At 70.7% G+C, this 15,059-nt stretch carries 18 protein-coding genes; 11 read left to right on the top strand and 7 right to left on the bottom strand.

The window, feature by feature from the left end:
* Positions 1-346: 346 nt before the first annotated feature.
* The 3 genes from DMH12_RS30600 (at position 347) to msrB (ending at position 2,713) form a co-directional block, all read left to right on the top strand.
* Positions 347-820, top strand: a complete 474-nt coding sequence (locus tag DMH12_RS30600) for an indole-3-glycerol phosphate synthase (RefSeq protein ID WP_185832646.1) — start codon at positions 347-349, stop codon at positions 818-820.
* Between the two features lie 73 nt (positions 821-893).
* Positions 894-2,291: a UDP-N-acetylmuramate--L-alanine ligase gene (gene murC / locus DMH12_RS30605; RefSeq protein ID WP_125494669.1), complete on the top strand. Its 1,398-nt coding sequence runs from the start codon at positions 894-896 to the stop codon at positions 2,289-2,291.
* Between the two features lie 14 nt (positions 2,292-2,305).
* A complete protein-coding gene (gene msrB / locus DMH12_RS30610; RefSeq protein ID WP_064730354.1) occupies positions 2,306-2,713 on the top strand; it encodes a peptide-methionine (R)-S-oxide reductase MsrB in 408 nt (135 codons plus the stop codon).
* A gap of 1 nt (position 2,714) precedes the next feature.
* Here msrB and DMH12_RS30615 read toward each other — a convergent pair whose 3' ends face one another.
* The 3 genes from DMH12_RS30615 to DMH12_RS30625 form a co-directional block, all read right to left on the bottom strand.
* On the bottom strand, positions 2,715-4,166 hold the full coding sequence (locus DMH12_RS30615; protein ID WP_125494670.1) for a HAMP domain-containing sensor histidine kinase: 1,452 nt from the start codon (positions 4,164-4,166) through the stop codon (positions 2,715-2,717).
* A complete protein-coding gene (locus DMH12_RS30620) occupies positions 4,163-4,852 on the bottom strand; it encodes a response regulator transcription factor (RefSeq protein WP_125494671.1) in 690 nt (229 codons plus the stop codon). Before DMH12_RS30620 ends, DMH12_RS30615 begins: the two co-directional genes overlap by 4 nt.
* 73 nt (positions 4,853-4,925) lie before the next feature.
* The gene (locus DMH12_RS30625; protein WP_125494672.1) at positions 4,926-5,756 is read right to left on the bottom strand and encodes a class I SAM-dependent methyltransferase; all 831 of its coding nucleotides are present in this window, start codon (positions 5,754-5,756) and stop codon (positions 4,926-4,928) included.
* Positions 5,757-5,937: 181 nt separating this feature from the next.
* Between DMH12_RS30625 and DMH12_RS30630 the strand changes: the two genes are divergently transcribed.
* Positions 5,938-6,633: a type 1 glutamine amidotransferase domain-containing protein gene (locus tag DMH12_RS30630; RefSeq protein ID WP_125494673.1), complete on the top strand. Its 696-nt coding sequence runs from the start codon at positions 5,938-5,940 to the stop codon at positions 6,631-6,633.
* Positions 6,634-6,647: 14 nt separating this feature from the next.
* The gene (locus DMH12_RS30635) at positions 6,648-6,941 is read left to right on the top strand and encodes a muconolactone Delta-isomerase family protein (protein WP_125494674.1); all 294 of its coding nucleotides are present in this window, start codon (positions 6,648-6,650) and stop codon (positions 6,939-6,941) included.
* A 21-nt stretch (positions 6,942-6,962) separates the two neighbouring features.
* On the opposite strand, the gene DMH12_RS30640 is transcribed toward DMH12_RS30635, so the two are convergent.
* Positions 6,963-7,700, bottom strand: a complete 738-nt coding sequence (locus DMH12_RS30640; protein WP_125494675.1) for an SDR family oxidoreductase — start codon at positions 7,698-7,700, stop codon at positions 6,963-6,965.
* Positions 7,701-7,872: 172 nt separating this feature from the next.
* Here DMH12_RS30640 and DMH12_RS30645 point away from each other — a divergent pair, with 172 nt between their 5' ends.
* The 6 genes from DMH12_RS30645 (at position 7,873) to DMH12_RS30670 (ending at position 13,614) form a co-directional block, all read left to right on the top strand.
* Positions 7,873-8,415 carry a GPP34 family phosphoprotein gene (locus tag DMH12_RS30645; RefSeq protein WP_125494676.1) on the top strand — a complete coding sequence of 181 codons (543 nt, stop codon included), beginning with the start codon at positions 7,873-7,875 and terminating at the stop codon, positions 8,413-8,415.
* A 135-nt stretch (positions 8,416-8,550) separates the two neighbouring features.
* Positions 8,551-9,858, top strand: a complete 1,308-nt coding sequence (secY, locus tag DMH12_RS30650) for a preprotein translocase subunit SecY (RefSeq protein WP_125494677.1) — start codon at positions 8,551-8,553, stop codon at positions 9,856-9,858.
* A 150-nt stretch (positions 9,859-10,008) separates the two neighbouring features.
* Positions 10,009-11,175: an ABC transporter ATP-binding protein gene (locus DMH12_RS30655; RefSeq protein WP_125494678.1), complete on the top strand. Its 1,167-nt coding sequence runs from the start codon at positions 10,009-10,011 to the stop codon at positions 11,173-11,175.
* Positions 11,172-11,882 carry an ABC transporter permease gene (locus DMH12_RS30660; RefSeq protein ID WP_125494679.1) on the top strand — a complete coding sequence of 237 codons (711 nt, stop codon included), beginning with the start codon at positions 11,172-11,174 and terminating at the stop codon, positions 11,880-11,882. Before DMH12_RS30655 ends, DMH12_RS30660 begins: the two co-directional genes overlap by 4 nt.
* On the top strand, positions 11,879-12,544 hold the full coding sequence (locus DMH12_RS30665) for an ABC transporter permease (protein ID WP_125494680.1): 666 nt from the start codon (positions 11,879-11,881) through the stop codon (positions 12,542-12,544). Before DMH12_RS30660 ends, DMH12_RS30665 begins: the two co-directional genes overlap by 4 nt.
* A 107-nt stretch (positions 12,545-12,651) precedes the next feature.
* Positions 12,652-13,614, top strand: coding sequence for an ABC transporter substrate-binding protein (locus DMH12_RS30670; protein ID WP_125494681.1), 963 nt, complete (start codon positions 12,652-12,654; stop codon positions 13,612-13,614).
* A gap of 21 nt (positions 13,615-13,635) precedes the next feature.
* Here DMH12_RS30670 and DMH12_RS30675 read toward each other — a convergent pair whose 3' ends face one another.
* The 3 genes from DMH12_RS30675 to DMH12_RS30685 are packed head-to-tail and all read right to left on the bottom strand — an operon-like array spanning position 13,636 to position 15,014.
* Positions 13,636-14,247 carry an ATP/GTP-binding protein gene (locus DMH12_RS30675; RefSeq protein WP_125494682.1) on the bottom strand — a complete coding sequence of 204 codons (612 nt, stop codon included), beginning with the start codon at positions 14,245-14,247 and terminating at the stop codon, positions 13,636-13,638.
* Positions 14,234-14,593 carry a DUF742 domain-containing protein gene (locus DMH12_RS30680; RefSeq protein ID WP_125494683.1) on the bottom strand — a complete coding sequence of 120 codons (360 nt, stop codon included), beginning with the start codon at positions 14,591-14,593 and terminating at the stop codon, positions 14,234-14,236. The genes DMH12_RS30675 and DMH12_RS30680 overlap by 14 nt, the downstream gene beginning before the upstream one ends.
* 1 nt (position 14,594) lies before the next feature.
* Positions 14,595-15,014, bottom strand: coding sequence for a roadblock/LC7 domain-containing protein (locus tag DMH12_RS30685; protein WP_125494684.1), 420 nt, complete (start codon positions 15,012-15,014; stop codon positions 14,595-14,597).
* Positions 15,015-15,059: the final 45 nt, after the last annotated feature.

A 15,059-nucleotide genomic window follows, 5' to 3' on the forward strand; every position in this document is an offset into this window, starting at 1 on the left:
ACACGAAGGCCTCCTGGTTGGCGGAGCGGTTCCTCGACAGCTCCACTCCACAACCGGAGGCCTTCGCCGTCCTACAGATTCAGACCGTGTCGTCACACAAACTCGACCAACCTGGCTGGGCAGTACAACTAGGACCCCCCGTCCCGGGCAGACGACGCCCACCGGACACGGGTCCGGTCGTACCGCACCTCCGGGAATCGGCGGAATCATGCGTTCCGTTTGGTCCGCGCCGGGCACACTGATTCCGGCAGTACCCGGGCGATCACGGGGCAGGATGGTTTCGGCAGGGTCCGGTACGGCCTACGGAGGGTGGGCCCACGGGCCCCCGAAGGAGAAGGGGCGCCTGGTGTTCACAAGCGTTTTGATGATCGAGAAGGCCCTGACGTCCGCCGACGTGGAGTTCGTCACCACCTTGCACGGCGAGGAGACGGTCGCCTTCCACGTGCTGCTCCAGCCGCGCGGCGATCAGGCCGACAGGCTGCTGAGAGCGATCGACGACGTCGCGCTCGGCGAGCTGGACGACGCCGTCCGGGAGGGTGAGACGCCCGAGGGCGACGACGCGCAGAGCGTCGGCCGGCGCGCACTGGAGGTGTCCCTCACCGCCCTGCGCGCGTCCGGCGCCGAGGCCGACGGCCGGCTGATCGAGGACCATCCGCTGGACGAGCTGAAGTCCCTGGTCCTGGAGATCGGCGCCGACGAGGTGATCGTCCTGACGGACCCGCACTACGTGGAGGAGTTCTTCCACCGCGACTGGGCCTCCCGGGCCCGGCACAAGGTCGGCGTGCCGGTCCTGAAACTGTTCTCCCACAGCAAGGCATAGGCTGGTGCCGCGCTCCCGCCCAGGGGGCGCGCCAACCAGCAGACCACCCGCCGCACCCCTGGGAGAACAGCGCATGGCACCCGGCCTTCCCACCGCCATGGACCGACCGCACTTCATCGGCATCGGCGGCGCCGGAATGTCGGGCATCGCCAGGATCCTCGCCCAGCGCGGCGCCCAGGTGGCGGGCAGCGACGCCAAGGAGTCCGAGACCGCCGAGGCGCTGCGCGCCCTGGGTGCCACCGTGCACATCGGGCACGCGGCGGAGCACCTCGCCGACGACGCGAGCTGCGTCGTCGTGTCGTCCGCGATCCGCCAGGACAACCCGGAGCTGGCCCGCGCAGCCGAGCTGGGCGTCCCGGTCGTGCACCGCTCCGACGCCCTCGCCGCCCTGATGCACGGCCTGCGCCCGATCGCGGTGGCCGGCACCCACGGCAAGACCACCACCACCTCGATGCTCGCGGTCAGCCTGTCCGAGCTGGGCCTGAACCCCTCGTACGCCATCGGCGGCGACCTGGACACGCCCGGCTCCAACGCCCTGCACGGCGACGGCGAGATCTTCGTCGCCGAGGCGGACGAAAGCGACCGCAGCTTCCACAAGTACGCCCCCGAGGTCGCCATCGTCCTCAACGTCGAGCTGGACCACCACGCCAACTACGCCTCGATGGACGAGATCTACGAGTCCTTCGAGACCTTCGCCGACCGGATCGTCCCCGGCGGCACCCTGGTGGTCGCGGCCGACCAGCAGGGCGCCCGGGAGCTGACGCGGCGCCTGGCCGGCAAGGTGCGGACCGTGACCTACGGGGAGTCCGAGGACGCCGACGTGCGCATCCTGTCAGTCGTCCCGCAGGGCCTGAAGAGCGAGGTCACGGTGGTGCTGGACGGCACGGAGCTGACCTTCGCGGTCTCCGTCCCCGGCCGCCACTACGCCCACAACGCCGTCGCCGCCCTGGCCGCGGGCGCGGCCCTCGGCGTCCCCGCCGCCGAGCTGGCCCCCGCCCTGGCCGCCTACACGGGCGTCAAGCGGCGCCTCCAGCTCAAGGGCGAGGCGGCCGGCGTCCAGGTCGTGGACTCCTACGCGCACCACCCCACCGAGATGACGGCCGACCTGGAGGCCATGCGCGCCGCGGTGGGCGACGCCCGCATCCTGGTCCTCTTCCAGCCGCACCTCTTCTCCCGCACCCAGGAACTGGGCAAGGAGATGGGCCAGGCGCTGTCCCTGGCGGACGCCTCGGTCGTCCTGGACATCTACCCGGCCCGCGAGGACCCGATCCCGGGCATCACCAGCGACCTGATCATCGAGGCGGCCCGGGCCGCCGGCGCCGACGTCACGCCGGTCCACGACAAGGCCGGCGCGCCCGCGGTGGTCGCGGGAATGGCGAAGGCCGGCGATCTCGTTCTCACCATGGGCGCGGGCGACGTCACCGACCTCGGACCGCGCATCCTGGACCAGCTGTCGAGCACCGGAAACTAAGGGGCTGAGGACTCATGTCGTACGACGTCGAGAAGCCGGACGAGCAGTGGCGCGCGGAGCTGGCCCCGGCCGAGTACGCCGTGCTGCGCCAGGCCGGCACCGAACCGGCCTTCACCGGTGAGTACACCGACACCAAGACCGAGGGCGTCTACTCCTGCCGGGCCTGCGGCGCGGACCTGTTCACCTCCACGACCAAGTTCGAGTCGCACTGCGGCTGGCCGTCCTTCTTCGACCCGAAGGACACCGACGCGGTCGAGCTGATCGAGGACCGCTCGCACGGGATGGTCCGCACCGAGGTGCGCTGCGCCCGCTGCGGCTCGCACCTCGGCCACGTCTTCCAGGGCGAGGGCTACCCGACCCCGACCGACCAGCGGTACTGCATCAACAGCATCTCGCTGCGGCTGACGCCCGCGGAGGACTGAGTCACCGGGCGGCGGACGCGTCACGGACGGCGGCCGGGAGCGTCACGGTGAACACCGTCGCGCCCGGCTCGCCGTCCACCTCGACCGTGCCGCCGTGCGCGCGCACCAGCGAGGCGGCGACGGACAGACCCAGGCCGCTGCCGCCCCGGTCGCGGCTGCGGGCCTTGTCGACGCGGTAGAAGCGGTCGAAGATCCGTTCCCGGTCCGCCGCCGGGATGCCAGGACCCGCGTCGGCCACCGACACCCGGACCGCGTCCGCCCCGCCGGAGACGGTGACCGAGACCGCGGTGCCCGGCGGGGTGTGCACGGCCGCGTTGGTGAGCAGGTTGTCGAGAACCTGCCGGATGCGCTGCGGGTCGAGCCGCAGCTTCACCACCGCCGCACCCGCCCGCACCGTCAGCGGACGGTCCGGGTGACCGGCGCGGAAGGCGTCCGCGGCCTGCCGCACCAGCTCCGTCAGATCCGCGTCCTCCCGGCGCAGCGGCGCCTCCACCTCGTCGGCGTCCAGCCGGGCGAGCAGCAGCAGGTCGTCCAGGAGCACCCCCATCCGCGCGGCCTCCGCCCGCAGCCGGGCCAGGTGCCGCTCCCGTTCCGCGGGCTCGTTGGCCGCCGCGTACTGGAAGAGGTCGGCGTAGCCCCGCACCGACATCAGCGGCGTGCGCAGCTCGTGCGAGGCGTCGGCGACGAACCGGCGCAGCCGCCGCTCCGCCTCCGCCCGCACGGCCAGCGACGCGTCGATGTGCTCCAGCATCGTGTTGAACGCGGTCCGCAGCTCCGCCACCTCCTGCCCGCCGTCGCGCCCGTCGGCCCGCAGTGGGAGCCGGGCAGCCGACTCGGTCAGGTCGTGCGAGGCGATGCCGTGCGCCGTGCTCGCCATGTCGCTCAGCGGTTTCAGGCCGCGCCGCAGCATCCGCCGCCCGAACACCACCAGGGCGAGCAGTGCCAGCCCGAAGGCGACGACCTGCACCGTGACCAGCTGGTCGACGGTGTCCTCGACGTCCCCCATGGGCGCCGCGCTGACCAGCACCACCCCGGGCTCCACCTCGCAGGCGCGCAGCAGGTAGGGACCGTGCCCGCCGATCCGCACCGTGCGGGTGATGTCCTCCTTTGAGCGGGCCATCGTCCGCGCCAGGTCGGTCAGGGCCCGGCTGTCGGCCGGCACCTCGGCGGGCGTGCGCAGGTCGGCCGAGCCGCCGGAGACGTCGTACACGGCCGTGTACCAGCCGTAGTACGGCTTGCGTTGCACCGTGCCGTGCGTCGCCGCGTCCTTGGACTGCACGACCTGCACCAGCTTCATCTGGTCGGCGAGCTGCCGCTCCAGGTAGTCCCGCATGTACGCGGTCAGCACCGTGCCGACCACCGCGAAGACCAGCAGCGACAGCACCCCGAGGCCCAGCGCCAGCCGGGTCCCGAGCCGCAGCCCCCGGTAGGCGCGCCACCCCCGCCGGATCACCGGGCCGTCTCCCGGATCGCGTACCCGAAGCCCCGCACCGTCCGGATCAGCGGCTCACCCGTGTCGTCGAGCTTGCGCCGCAGCCGGCTGACGACCAGCTCGACGACGTTGGACCGGCCGCCGAACCCGTACTCCCACACGTGGTCGAGGATCTGCGCCTTCGTCAGCACCGACGGCGACCTGCGCATCAGGTAGCGCAGCACCTCGAACTCCGTCGGCGTCAGCGACAGCCGCCGCCCGCCGCGCCGCACCTCGCGCGTGTCCTCGTCCACCTCCAGGTCCGCCACCCGCAGCACCGACCGCGGTGACCCCGGCCCGGCGCTGCGCCGCAGCACCGTCCGCAGCCGGGCCATCAGCTCCTCCACCGCGAACGGCTTGACCAGGTAGTCGTCGCCGCCCCGGGTCAGCCCCGCCACCCGGTCGGCCACCCCGTCCCGCGCCGTCAGGAACACCACCGGCACCATCGTGCCCGAGCGGCGCAGCCGGTCCAGGACGCCGAAGCCGTCGACGTCCGGCAGCATCAGGTCGAGCACCACGATGTCCGGACGGAACCCGGCGGCCAGCCGCAGCGCCTGCTCGCCGGTGTTCGCGGTGACCGCCTCCCACCCCTCGTACCGGGCGACCGTGGCCACGAGATCGGCGATGGGCGGGTCGTCGTCCACGACGAGGAGTCGCACTTTGTCCACCCGCACATACTGCGCCACCGGGCGCCCGAACCCCTAGGGCCGCCGGGCCGACCGGCCGGACGTCTCGGCGGCCTCAGGCGCTGCGGCGGGCGGTGAGCAGCAAGTACTCCCACTCGAGGACACCGGCCTCGAGCGCACCGCGCGCCAGGTCCACGAGAGCCGCGTCCAGGGCGGCGGTGCGCTCGGGGTCGTCGGCCAGGTTCCGGTAGACGCTGATCGTCGGCCCGTACGCGGACTTGAAGAACGCGCGGAATTCCTCCGGCTCGCCGAACGTGTCCACGCGAAGCGACCGCCGGTGTGCTTCGACGCCCGTGACACGGTCGCCGAGCAGCATCCGCACGTGTTCCTCCCGACCCCACAACGGCGGGGGCTGGGCACCGGGAGGGGGCGGCGGCGCATACGGTTTCATGATCGCGAACATCTGCCCGACGAACCCCTCGGGGGTCCAGTTCAGGAGCCCGATCGTGCCACCCGGCCTGCAGACGCGCACCAACTCGTCGGCGGCGGCCTGGTGATGGGGAGCGAACATGACTCCCACGCAGGACATCACGGTGTCGAAGGACCCGTCCTCGAACGGCAGATCCTCGGCATCCGCCTCCTGCCACCTCACTGCCGCGCCGCGCGCTTCGGCCTCTCTCCGGCCCACGTCCAGCAGTTCGGGAGTGAGGTCGGAGGCCACCACGTCCCCGCCGGCCAAGGCGGCCGGGATCGAGGCGTTCCCCGATCCGGCGGCCACGTCCAGCACCCGGTCGCCGTCCTTGATCCCGCAGGCCTCCACGAGGGCGGGGCCCAGACCGGCCACGACATCCCGTGCCACCGCCGGATAGTCCCCGAGGGCCCACATCGAGCGGTGCTTCGCCTTGAGCGCGCGGTCGGCCTCACGCGCCTGTGCCGTCCCGGTCATGTGCCCCGCCTCCACGCGGTACCGATGGCTGCCCTTCTTCGAGGATAGGGACGCGGCGGCCGCCTCGCCCGGCGAGCGTGACCTGGGAGGGCCGGTGTGAGCCGGATGCGTCCCGGCGGGCCCGCTCCTAGACTGAGACGGTGCCTGATCGCCTCGGATGTGCGAGTGGAGGCGCAGAGCGATGGCAACGGTTCTGTTCATAGTCAGCGGTGCGACGTACTGGGTGCTGAAGGACGGCACACGATATGCGACGGGATATTGGGCGGAGGAGTTCGCCAAGCCGTACAAGGCCCTGACGGATGCCGGTCACGCCGTCGTGGTGGCGACTCCGGGCGGCACGACTCCGAACGTCGACATGATGAGCCTCCGTCCGTCGATGGCGGGCGGGGAGCAAGGCGCCCTGGACCTGGAGTCCGTCATCCGGGACGCCGAGGTGATGCGTCGTCCGCTGAGGCTCTCGGACGTTCGTCTGGAGGACTACGACGCGGTGTACCTGCCGGGTGGGCACGGCCCGATGGCGGATCTCGCCTTCGACGCCGACGCCGGCCGGCTCCTGACGGCACAACTCGGCTCCGGCGCACCGTTGTTCATCGTGTGCCATGCGCCCGCCGCGATGCTGGCGACCCGGATCCACGGGGTGTCGCCGTTCGAGGGGTACAAGGCCACGGGTTTCACCAACGAGGAGGAAGAGGGCGTCGGCCTGGCTCCCCGGGCGACCTGGCTCCTGGAGACGGAGCTGAAGGACCAGGTCGGTGTCCAGTACAGCCGGGGACCCGTCTGGGAGCCGTTCATGGTCGAGGACCGGAATCTGGTCACCGGGCAGAACCCGGCCTCCGCCGAGGTGCTGGCCGAGCGGCTGCTGAAGGTCCTCGCCTGAGGAGGGCAGGGAGCATGCGGGAGTTCATGGTCGAACTGACCACCGCGGTCCCGGAAGGGACCGACCCGGCGGAGGTCGACCGGCGGCGCGCGGCGGAGGCCGTCCGCGCCGGGGAGCTGGCTGAGCAGGGGCGCCTCTTCCGGCTGTGGCGCCCGGTGGGGGAGGTGCGCAGCGTCGGCATATGGCGAGCCGACGACGAGTCCGATCTGCGGTCGAACGTGTTGGGCAGCCTGCCCCTGTGGCCGTGGATGACCGCCGCGGTCACGCCCTTGCAGCCGCACCCGAACGATCCCGGCCCGACCGGATGAGCGTCGCGCGGCGCGCGGGGGTCAGAGCAACTGCTGACCGCCGTCGATGTCGTACGTGGCCCCGGTCAGCGCCTCGTTGCGCATGATGTGGAGGGCGAGATCGGCGACGTCCTCCGGCCCGACCACGCGGCGGATCGGCAGGGTCGACCTCAGTTCCTCCCGCCTCGCCTCGAGACCATCACCCAGCAGGGATGCCGAGAGCGGCGTGTCGACGAAGCCGGCCGCGATGAGGTTCACGCGCACGGGGGCCAGTTCGAGGGCCAGATTGGCGGTGAGAGCGGGAAGCGCCGCGGTGAGCGCCGCGATCACCGTCCTCCCGACGCCGGGCCGCCTGCCACCGGTGCCGCCGATGAAGAGCAGTGTTCCCCCGGCTCGGACCTTGTCCTGACCGTACTTCGCGATCGCCAGGGTCATGGCCAGGCGGTCGCCGAAGTGACGGCTGGTCTCACCGAGATCCATCTCGGCCAGCGGCAGGTACGACGGACCGCCGGCCGTGGAGATGACGTGATCGACGGGGTGCGGCAGGTCCTGGAAGAACGTCCGGACCCCTTCGGGGTCCGTGGCGTCGAACGCGGCCGTGCCCAGCGGCTGGATCCGCGCCGCCGCCCGCTCCAGCCGCTGCTCGTCGCGTCCCGTCATGAACACCTGGCCGCCTTCGGCGCGCACGCGGCGAGCGGTCTCGAAACCCATGCCCGAGCTGCCACCGATCACCACGACCACTTGCCCGGCCAGCCCGCCGTCCTTCTGCTCGTGGCTCATCGCAGACCTCCGATCAGGTAGCCGGAACCGTGCACGAGAATACCGGGACGAAGAATTACGCACCATTTGGAACTGATGACGAGGGCGGCGGATGAATTGCCGAGGCCTCTCCCATGCCTATCCTGACCGTGGAAGCGAGATGTGGCGAGACGGCCGAATTGCGGAGTCGTACATGGGAACAGCCCAGAGATTGTCGGCTCTCGCCGTCGCCCTCGGTGGCGATCCGCGCATCGAGGAGGGCGACCTGTCACTCGCGCTGGCGGCCGCCGAACTCATCGATCTCACGGAGGCGCAGGCCGTTCTTCTCCACGGCGACCGTCTCCTCCCCGCCGCGCCGGTGGGCACCGGATCCCCGATGCTGATCGAAGCCGCGTCGGAGCTGGTCCGGGACGCCCCTTACGAGACGGTCGTGGACTGGCTGTGGCGCCGAGGCAGCGGCCTGGCCGGACGCTACCGAGCCGCCGTGGCGGAGGCCCGGCACGTCCACCGCGACGCGGCCGAAGCCGTGCGGGACTGGAACGACCCCGTCCTCGCCCACCTCGCGGCGGCGGCCGGGATGCGTCCGACGCCGCCCGACGACACCTCCGCGGACCTCGATCACGAGCAGATCGCCATTCTGGGCGAGGTGCACCAGGCCGTTACGCAATTGGCCGCCGAAAGGCAACGGAGATCGATCGAGCGAGGCCCCTTCGAGGGCATCCTGCGCGGCTTCTGACCCCGCCGCTGAACCCGAACGGCCCATCGACGCTACCGGTTGGGATCACCAGGACGGGCCGGTCGTGCCCGGTTCGTGCAGCATGAGCGCAAGGAGCCGCGGACCGGCACCCCCGGGCCCACAAGAGGAACCATCGTGCTGAACGCGTTCGTAAGTGTTTTCAAGACCCCCGACCTGCGAAAAAAGCTCGCATTCACTCTGGGCATCATCATCCTGTTCCGTCTCGGCTCACACGTGCCGATTCCGGGGGTGGACTACCAGAGGGTCCAGAGTTGCGTAGACTCCGTTTCTCAGACGAATGGAATCCTCGGGCTGGTCAATCTGTTCAGCGGCGGTGCGCTCCTGCAGATCACGGTATTCGCCCTCGGGATCCTTCCCTACATCACGGCCAGCATCATCCTTCAGCTGCTCACTGCGGTGATTCCGAGGCTGGAGGCGCTGAAGAAGGAAGGGGCGTCCGGGCAGGCCAAAATCACTCAGTACACTCGCTACCTCACCGTGGCTCTCGCCGTTCTTCAGGGGACCGGTCTCGTGGCGACCGCCCGCAACGGCGCCTTGTTTCCCAGCTGCCCGGACGCGTCCCGGATCGTTCCGGACGATTCCGTCTTCGTCACCGCCGTCATGGTCGTGACCATCACCGCCGGTACGGCATGCGTCATGTGGCTGGGCGAACTCATCACCGAACGGGGCGTCGGCAACGGCATGTCGATGCTGATCTTCCTCTCCATCGCCTCGACCCTCCCCGGCGCTCTCTGGGCCGTGAAGCAGGAGAGCACCCTTGCCGGAGGCTGGCTCGCCTTCGGCATCGTCCTGCTGGTGGGGTTCGTGATGGTGGGCCTGGTCGTCTTCGTGGAGCAGGCGCAACGCCGGATTCCGGTGCAGTACGCCAAGCGCATGATCGGCCGCAAATCGTACGGGGGAACCGCCACCTACATCCCGCTGAAGGTCAACCAGGCCGGCGTGGTCCCCGTCATCTTCGGCTCCTCGCTCCTCTACATTCCCGCGCTGATCGCGCAGTTCGCCGGGTCCGACTCCGGATGGTCCACCTGGATCACGAACAACCTGAGCAGAGGGAACCATCCCTACTATGTGGCGATCTACTTCCTTCTGATCGTCTTCTTCGCCTTCTTCTACGTCTCCATCACCTTCAATCCGGAGGAGATCGCGGGGAACATCAAGCAGGCCGGAGGGTTCATTCCGGGGATCCGTGCCGGGAAGGCCACGGCGCAGTACCTGGGCTACGTCCTCAACCGCCTCACCTGGCCGGGATCGATCTACCTCGGTCTGATCGCTCTCGTGCCGACCGTGGCCCTCGGCAGTTTCGGCAGCGCGAACCAGCTCACGGGGACGAGCATCCTCATCATCGTGAGTGTCGGGCTGGAGACCGTCAAACAGATCAGCAGCCAGATCGAGCAGCACCGCTACGAGGGATTCCTGCGCTGAGCAGTCCGGTGTGAACGTCCGGCCAGGGGGAAGGAGTCGCCCCGGACCAACGGGCCCCGCAGATCCGCCGTCTACACTCGACCGGCGACGGCCCCACCGACCGCGGCCGGAGCGGGCAGCTTCTGCCAGACCCGAAGGGTATTCGGCGTTTTGATACGCATGGACTCAGTCACCAAGCGGTACCCGGACGGCACCGTGGCGGTCGACCACCTGTCGCTGGAGATACCCGACCGCGCGATAACCGTCCTCGTCGGACCCTCGGGCTGCGGCAAGACGACGACCCTGCGGATGATCAACAGGATGGTCGAGCCCACCGAGGGCACCATCCTCCTCGACGGCGAGGACCTCGGCCGGCAGCCGGTCACCACGCTGCGCCGCTCGATGGGCTACGTCATCCAGAACGCCGGGCTCTTCCAGCACCGGACGATCCTCGACAACATCGCGACCGTGCCCCGCATGATCGGCTGGGGCAAGCAGAAGTCCCGGGAACGCGCGGCCGAACTGATGGAACGCGTGGGGCTGGACGCCTCCCTCGGCAAGCGCTACCCGTACCAGCTCTCCGGCGGCCAGCAGCAGCGCGTCGGTGTGGCCCGGGCGCTCGCCGCCGACCCGCCGGTGCTGCTCATGGACGAACCGTTCTCCGCCGTCGACCCCGTGGTCCGCAAGGGGCTCCAGGACGAACTCCTGCGCATCCAGGACGAACTGGGCAAGACCATCGTCTTCGTCACGCACGACATCGACGAGGCCATCAAGCTGGGCACCATGGTCGCGGTCATGCGCACCGGCGGCCGGCTCGCCCAGTTCGCGCCGCCCGCCGAGCTGCTGTCCGACCCCGCGGACGAGTTCGTCGAGGACTTCCTCGGCGCCGACCGCGGCATTCGGCGCCTCTCCTTCTTCCCGTCCGCCGGCCTGGAGCCGACCCGCGACCCGGTCGTGCGCACCGGCGCCACCGAGGCACCGCCCGCCGCGGCCGACGCCCCCCACCTCCTGGTGACCGACGCGGACGACAGGCCGCTGGGCTGGGCCAGGCGGGAGGACCTGACCGTCGGGGACGTCGCCCCCGAGCGGCTGCTGTCCCACGGGCGGCCTTTCACGCCCGGCACGGACTCGCTGCGCGCCGCCCTCGACTGCGCCGTCCTCTCGCCCACCGGCTGGGCGGTCGCCGTGGACGCCGACGGCCGGGTGACCGGGGTCGTCTCCCAGCAGACCATCGCAGAGGCCATCCGCGCGGCCCACGACGGCACGGCCACGGCCCGGGCGTCCGACGCCGGGGCGTCCGACGCGGGGTCCGCAGACGTCGCGAAGGTCGCGCCGTGAACGGCTTCTTCGACATCCCGAGCGACCTCGACAACACCTACTTCGGCCTGATCGGCCTGCACCTGCGCGAGGCGCTGCTGCCGGTGCTGGCCGGACTGCTGGCCGCGCTGCCCGTGGCCCAGCTGTGCGTGCGCTTCCGCTGGCTGTACCCGCCGGTGCTCGGCGTGACGACCGTCTTCTACGCCGTCCCGTCGCTGGCCGTCTTCGTCGTCCTCATCGACTACACCGGCCAGACCGAGCTGACGGTGATGATCCCACTGGCCGTGTACAGCCTGGTCGTGCTGGTCCCGGCGATCGTGGACGGCGTGCGGTCGGTGCCCGAGGAGACCCTGGCCGCGTCGACCGCGATGGGCTTCGGTCCGGTACGGCGCTACCTCCAGGTGCAGTTGCCGATCGCGGTGCCCGCCATCCTCGCCGGGCTCCGCGTCGCCGTGTCGGCGAGCATCTCGCTGGTCAGCGTCGGCGCCCTGATCGGCAACCAGGGCGCCCTCGGCAACCTGCTCGCGGACGCCCAGAAGTACGGCCGCCCGGAACTGGCGGTCAACTCCGTGCTGACCACCGCCGTACTGGCCGTCCTGTGCGACGCGGTGCTCGTCCTGGTCCGGAACCTGCTGACCCCGTGGATGCCGCGCGGCAAGGGCCGGCGCCCCAAGGAGTCCGCCGCACGGCGGGAACTGCCCGAGCCGAAGGAGGCGTCGGCCCGGTGAACGTACTCAATTTCGTCAACGCCTTCTTCAGCGACAGCGCCCATTGGCACGGCTACGACGGCATCCCGCAGCGCCTGCTGGAACACGTCCAGTACACGCTGCTGGCCCTCGGCCTCGCCACCGCGATCGGCCTGCCCATCGGGCTGCTGACCGGGCACACCGGGCGCGGCGGCAACGCCGTCGCGTTCGTCGCCACCGCCGCCCGCGCGCTGCCCAGCTTCGGGCTGCTGGTGCTGATCGCCGTGGTGGTCGGCATCGGCCTGCTGCCCGTGATGGTCCCGCTGGTCATCCTCGCGATCCCGCCGATCCTGGTGACCACCTACGAGGCGGTCCGCTCCGTCGACCCCTCACCCGTGGACGCCGCGCGCGGCATGGGCATGCACGAGTCGAGCATCCTGTTCCGGGTCGAACTGCCCGTCGCCCTGCCGCTCGTCCTCAGCGGACTGCGCTCCGCCGCCATCCAGGTCGTGTCGACGGCGACCATCGCGGCGTACGTCTCCCTCGGCGGGATCGGCCGGTACATCATCGACGGCCTCTACCAGCGCGACTACGAGAAGGTGGTCGGCGGCGCCACCCTGGTGGCCCTCCTTGCGCTGGTCACCCTCGCGGCGTTCTGGGCGGCGGGTCGGCTGGCGGTGTCGCCGGGCGTGCGGCGGCGCTGAGGAGCGACGGCTGTGACCGCCGTGCAGCGACGGCTGTGACCGCCGTGAAAGAAACCGTAACCAGGCCGTTCTTGACTGACCGACATGTGGCTCGTTTGGATCGATGGATGACTTCTACCAGGAAGAGCAGCTGGTCCAGGACGAGGCACTCCGGCGCGGCGGCCGTCGCGCTCACCGCCGCGGCGGCGCTGCTCGCGGGCTGTTCCTCCGACTCCGACGACACGTCCGACAATCCGCTGGCCGGCGAGAAGGCGAAGGCCGGCACCGTCGTCGTCGGCTCGAACAACTTCGCCGAGAGCACCCTGCTCGCCGACATCTACGGCGAGGCGCTGAAGGCCAAGGGCCTCAAGGTCACCTACAAGCACAACATAGGCAGCAGGGAGACGACGTACGGCCTGATGAAGAACGGCTCGGTCACGGTGCTGCCCGAGTACAACGGCTCCCTGCTCGCCTATCTCGACCCCGAGGCCGAGCAGCAGTCCGCCGACGCGGTCAACGAGGCCGTGAAGGCCAAGCTCGACAAGAAGCTGACCGTGCTGGAGTCCTCGCCGGCCGAGAACAAGGACTCGGTGAGCGTCAACGCCGAGACCGCGAAGAAGTACGGACTCACCGCGGAGTCGACCCTCGCCGACCTCGAGGACGCCGCCCCGGACCTGACGATCGGCGGCTCGCCCGAGTTCCAGACCCGGCAGCAGGGCCTGAAGGGCCTGGAGTCGGTGTACGGGCTGAAGTTCAAGTCCTTCAAGGCGCTCGACGCGGGCGGCCCGCTGACCCAGTCCGCGCTGACGAAGAACACCGTGCAGGCGGCGGACGTCTTCACCACCGACCCGACCATCATCAAGGAGAAGTTCGTCGTCCTGAAGGACCCGGAGAACCTCTTCGGGTACGCGAACGTGACCCCGCTGGTCACCAAGGACGCACTGTCCAAGGAGGGCGTGGCCACGCTCAACGCGGTCTCCGCCAAGCTGGACACCAAGACCCTCCTGGATCTGGACGCCCAGGTCCAGCTGGACAAGAAGGACCCGCTGGACGTGGCCAAGGAGTGGCTCAAGTCCGCGGGTCTCGTCTGACGGACGCCCGCGGACGACCGGTTACGACGCCGCGGCCCCGGTCGCGGCGTCGATCAACTGGTCGATCAGGGCGATGAGGACGTCCCGGCTGGAGGTCCGCTCCCGCGCGTCGCACAGCAGCACCTGCACGTGCTCCGGCAGCGCGAGGGCCTCCCGGATCTCCGCCGCCGGGTACGGATGCCGCCCGTGGAAGCCGTTGACGCCGACCACGAACGGGATGCCCCGCCGCTCGAAGAAGTCGATGGCGGCGAAGCTCGACTCGGGCCTGCGGACGTCGACCAGCACCACCGCCCCGAGCGCCCCGATCGCCAGGTCGTTCCACATGAACCAGAACCGCTGCTGACCGGGCGTGCCGAAGAGGTACAGCACCAGTTCCCGGCCGATGGTGATCCGACCGAAGTCCAGGGCCACGGTGGTGGCCCGCTTCTCCTCGATGCCGGCGAGGTCGTCGACGTCGAGTCCCGCGGCGGTCAGCGGTTCCTCGGTGCGCAGCGGGGCGATCTCGCTGACCGAGCCCACCATGGTGGTCTTGCCGACGCCGAAACCGCCGGCGATCAGGATCTTGACGGCGTCGGGCGCGGACGCGCGCGCGGATGCCGTGGGCGCCTCGGCGGCGCGGTCAGAGCCGGCCAAGGCCGTCCCTCACTTTCTGCAGCAGGTCCAGGTCCGGGTTGGTGCGGGTGACGAGGTGCGGCGGCCGGGCGGTGATCCGGCCGGCCTCCAGCAGGTCGGAGAGGAGGATGACCACCACGCTCACCGGCAGGTCGAGGCGGGCCGCGACCTCCGCCACGGCCACCGGCTGGGCGCACAGCCGCAGGATCCGCAGGTGCTCGGGCTGCGGCCGCGCGCCCCGCGTCGGCTGGGGATCGACCGCGGTCACCGTCGTGATGAGGGTGAAGTCGGCGCGGCTGGGCCGGGTCCGGCCGCCGGTCAGGGTGAACGGCCGCACGAGCCGGCCGCCCGCGTCGCCTCCGGTCACGTCACTCGCCGGGGCCGGCGGTGGCCCGCGGTGCCGCGCTCAGGTGCTCGCCGATCTTCTTCACCAGCATGTTCATCTGGTACGCCACCACACCGACGTCCGCGTTCGGCCCGGTGAGCACGACCAGGTGGGCGCCGGGACCCGCGGAGCTGAGGATCAGGTAGCTGTTGGCCATCTCGATGAGCGCCTGACGCACCGGGCCGCCGCGGAAGTCCATGCTGACGCCCTTGCTGAGGCTCATCAGGCCCGACGCGGTCGCCGCCAGCCGCTCGGCGTCGTCCCGCAGGAACCCGGTGGACTTGCTGACGACGAGCCCGTCCTCGGAGAGCACCACCGCCTGGTTGACGTCGGCGACCCGCTCCACGAGTCCGGTGAGCAACTGGTCCAGCTCGCTGTGCGTGGCGGGGGAGGGTCGGGTCATCGGGTGTCCTTCGTCGGCGGTCGGCGGTCGGCGGTGGGAGTGGAG

This window comes from Streptomyces sp. WAC 04229, assembly GCF_003947455.1.
GTDB lineage: Bacteria > Actinomycetota > Actinomycetes > Streptomycetales > Streptomycetaceae > Streptomyces.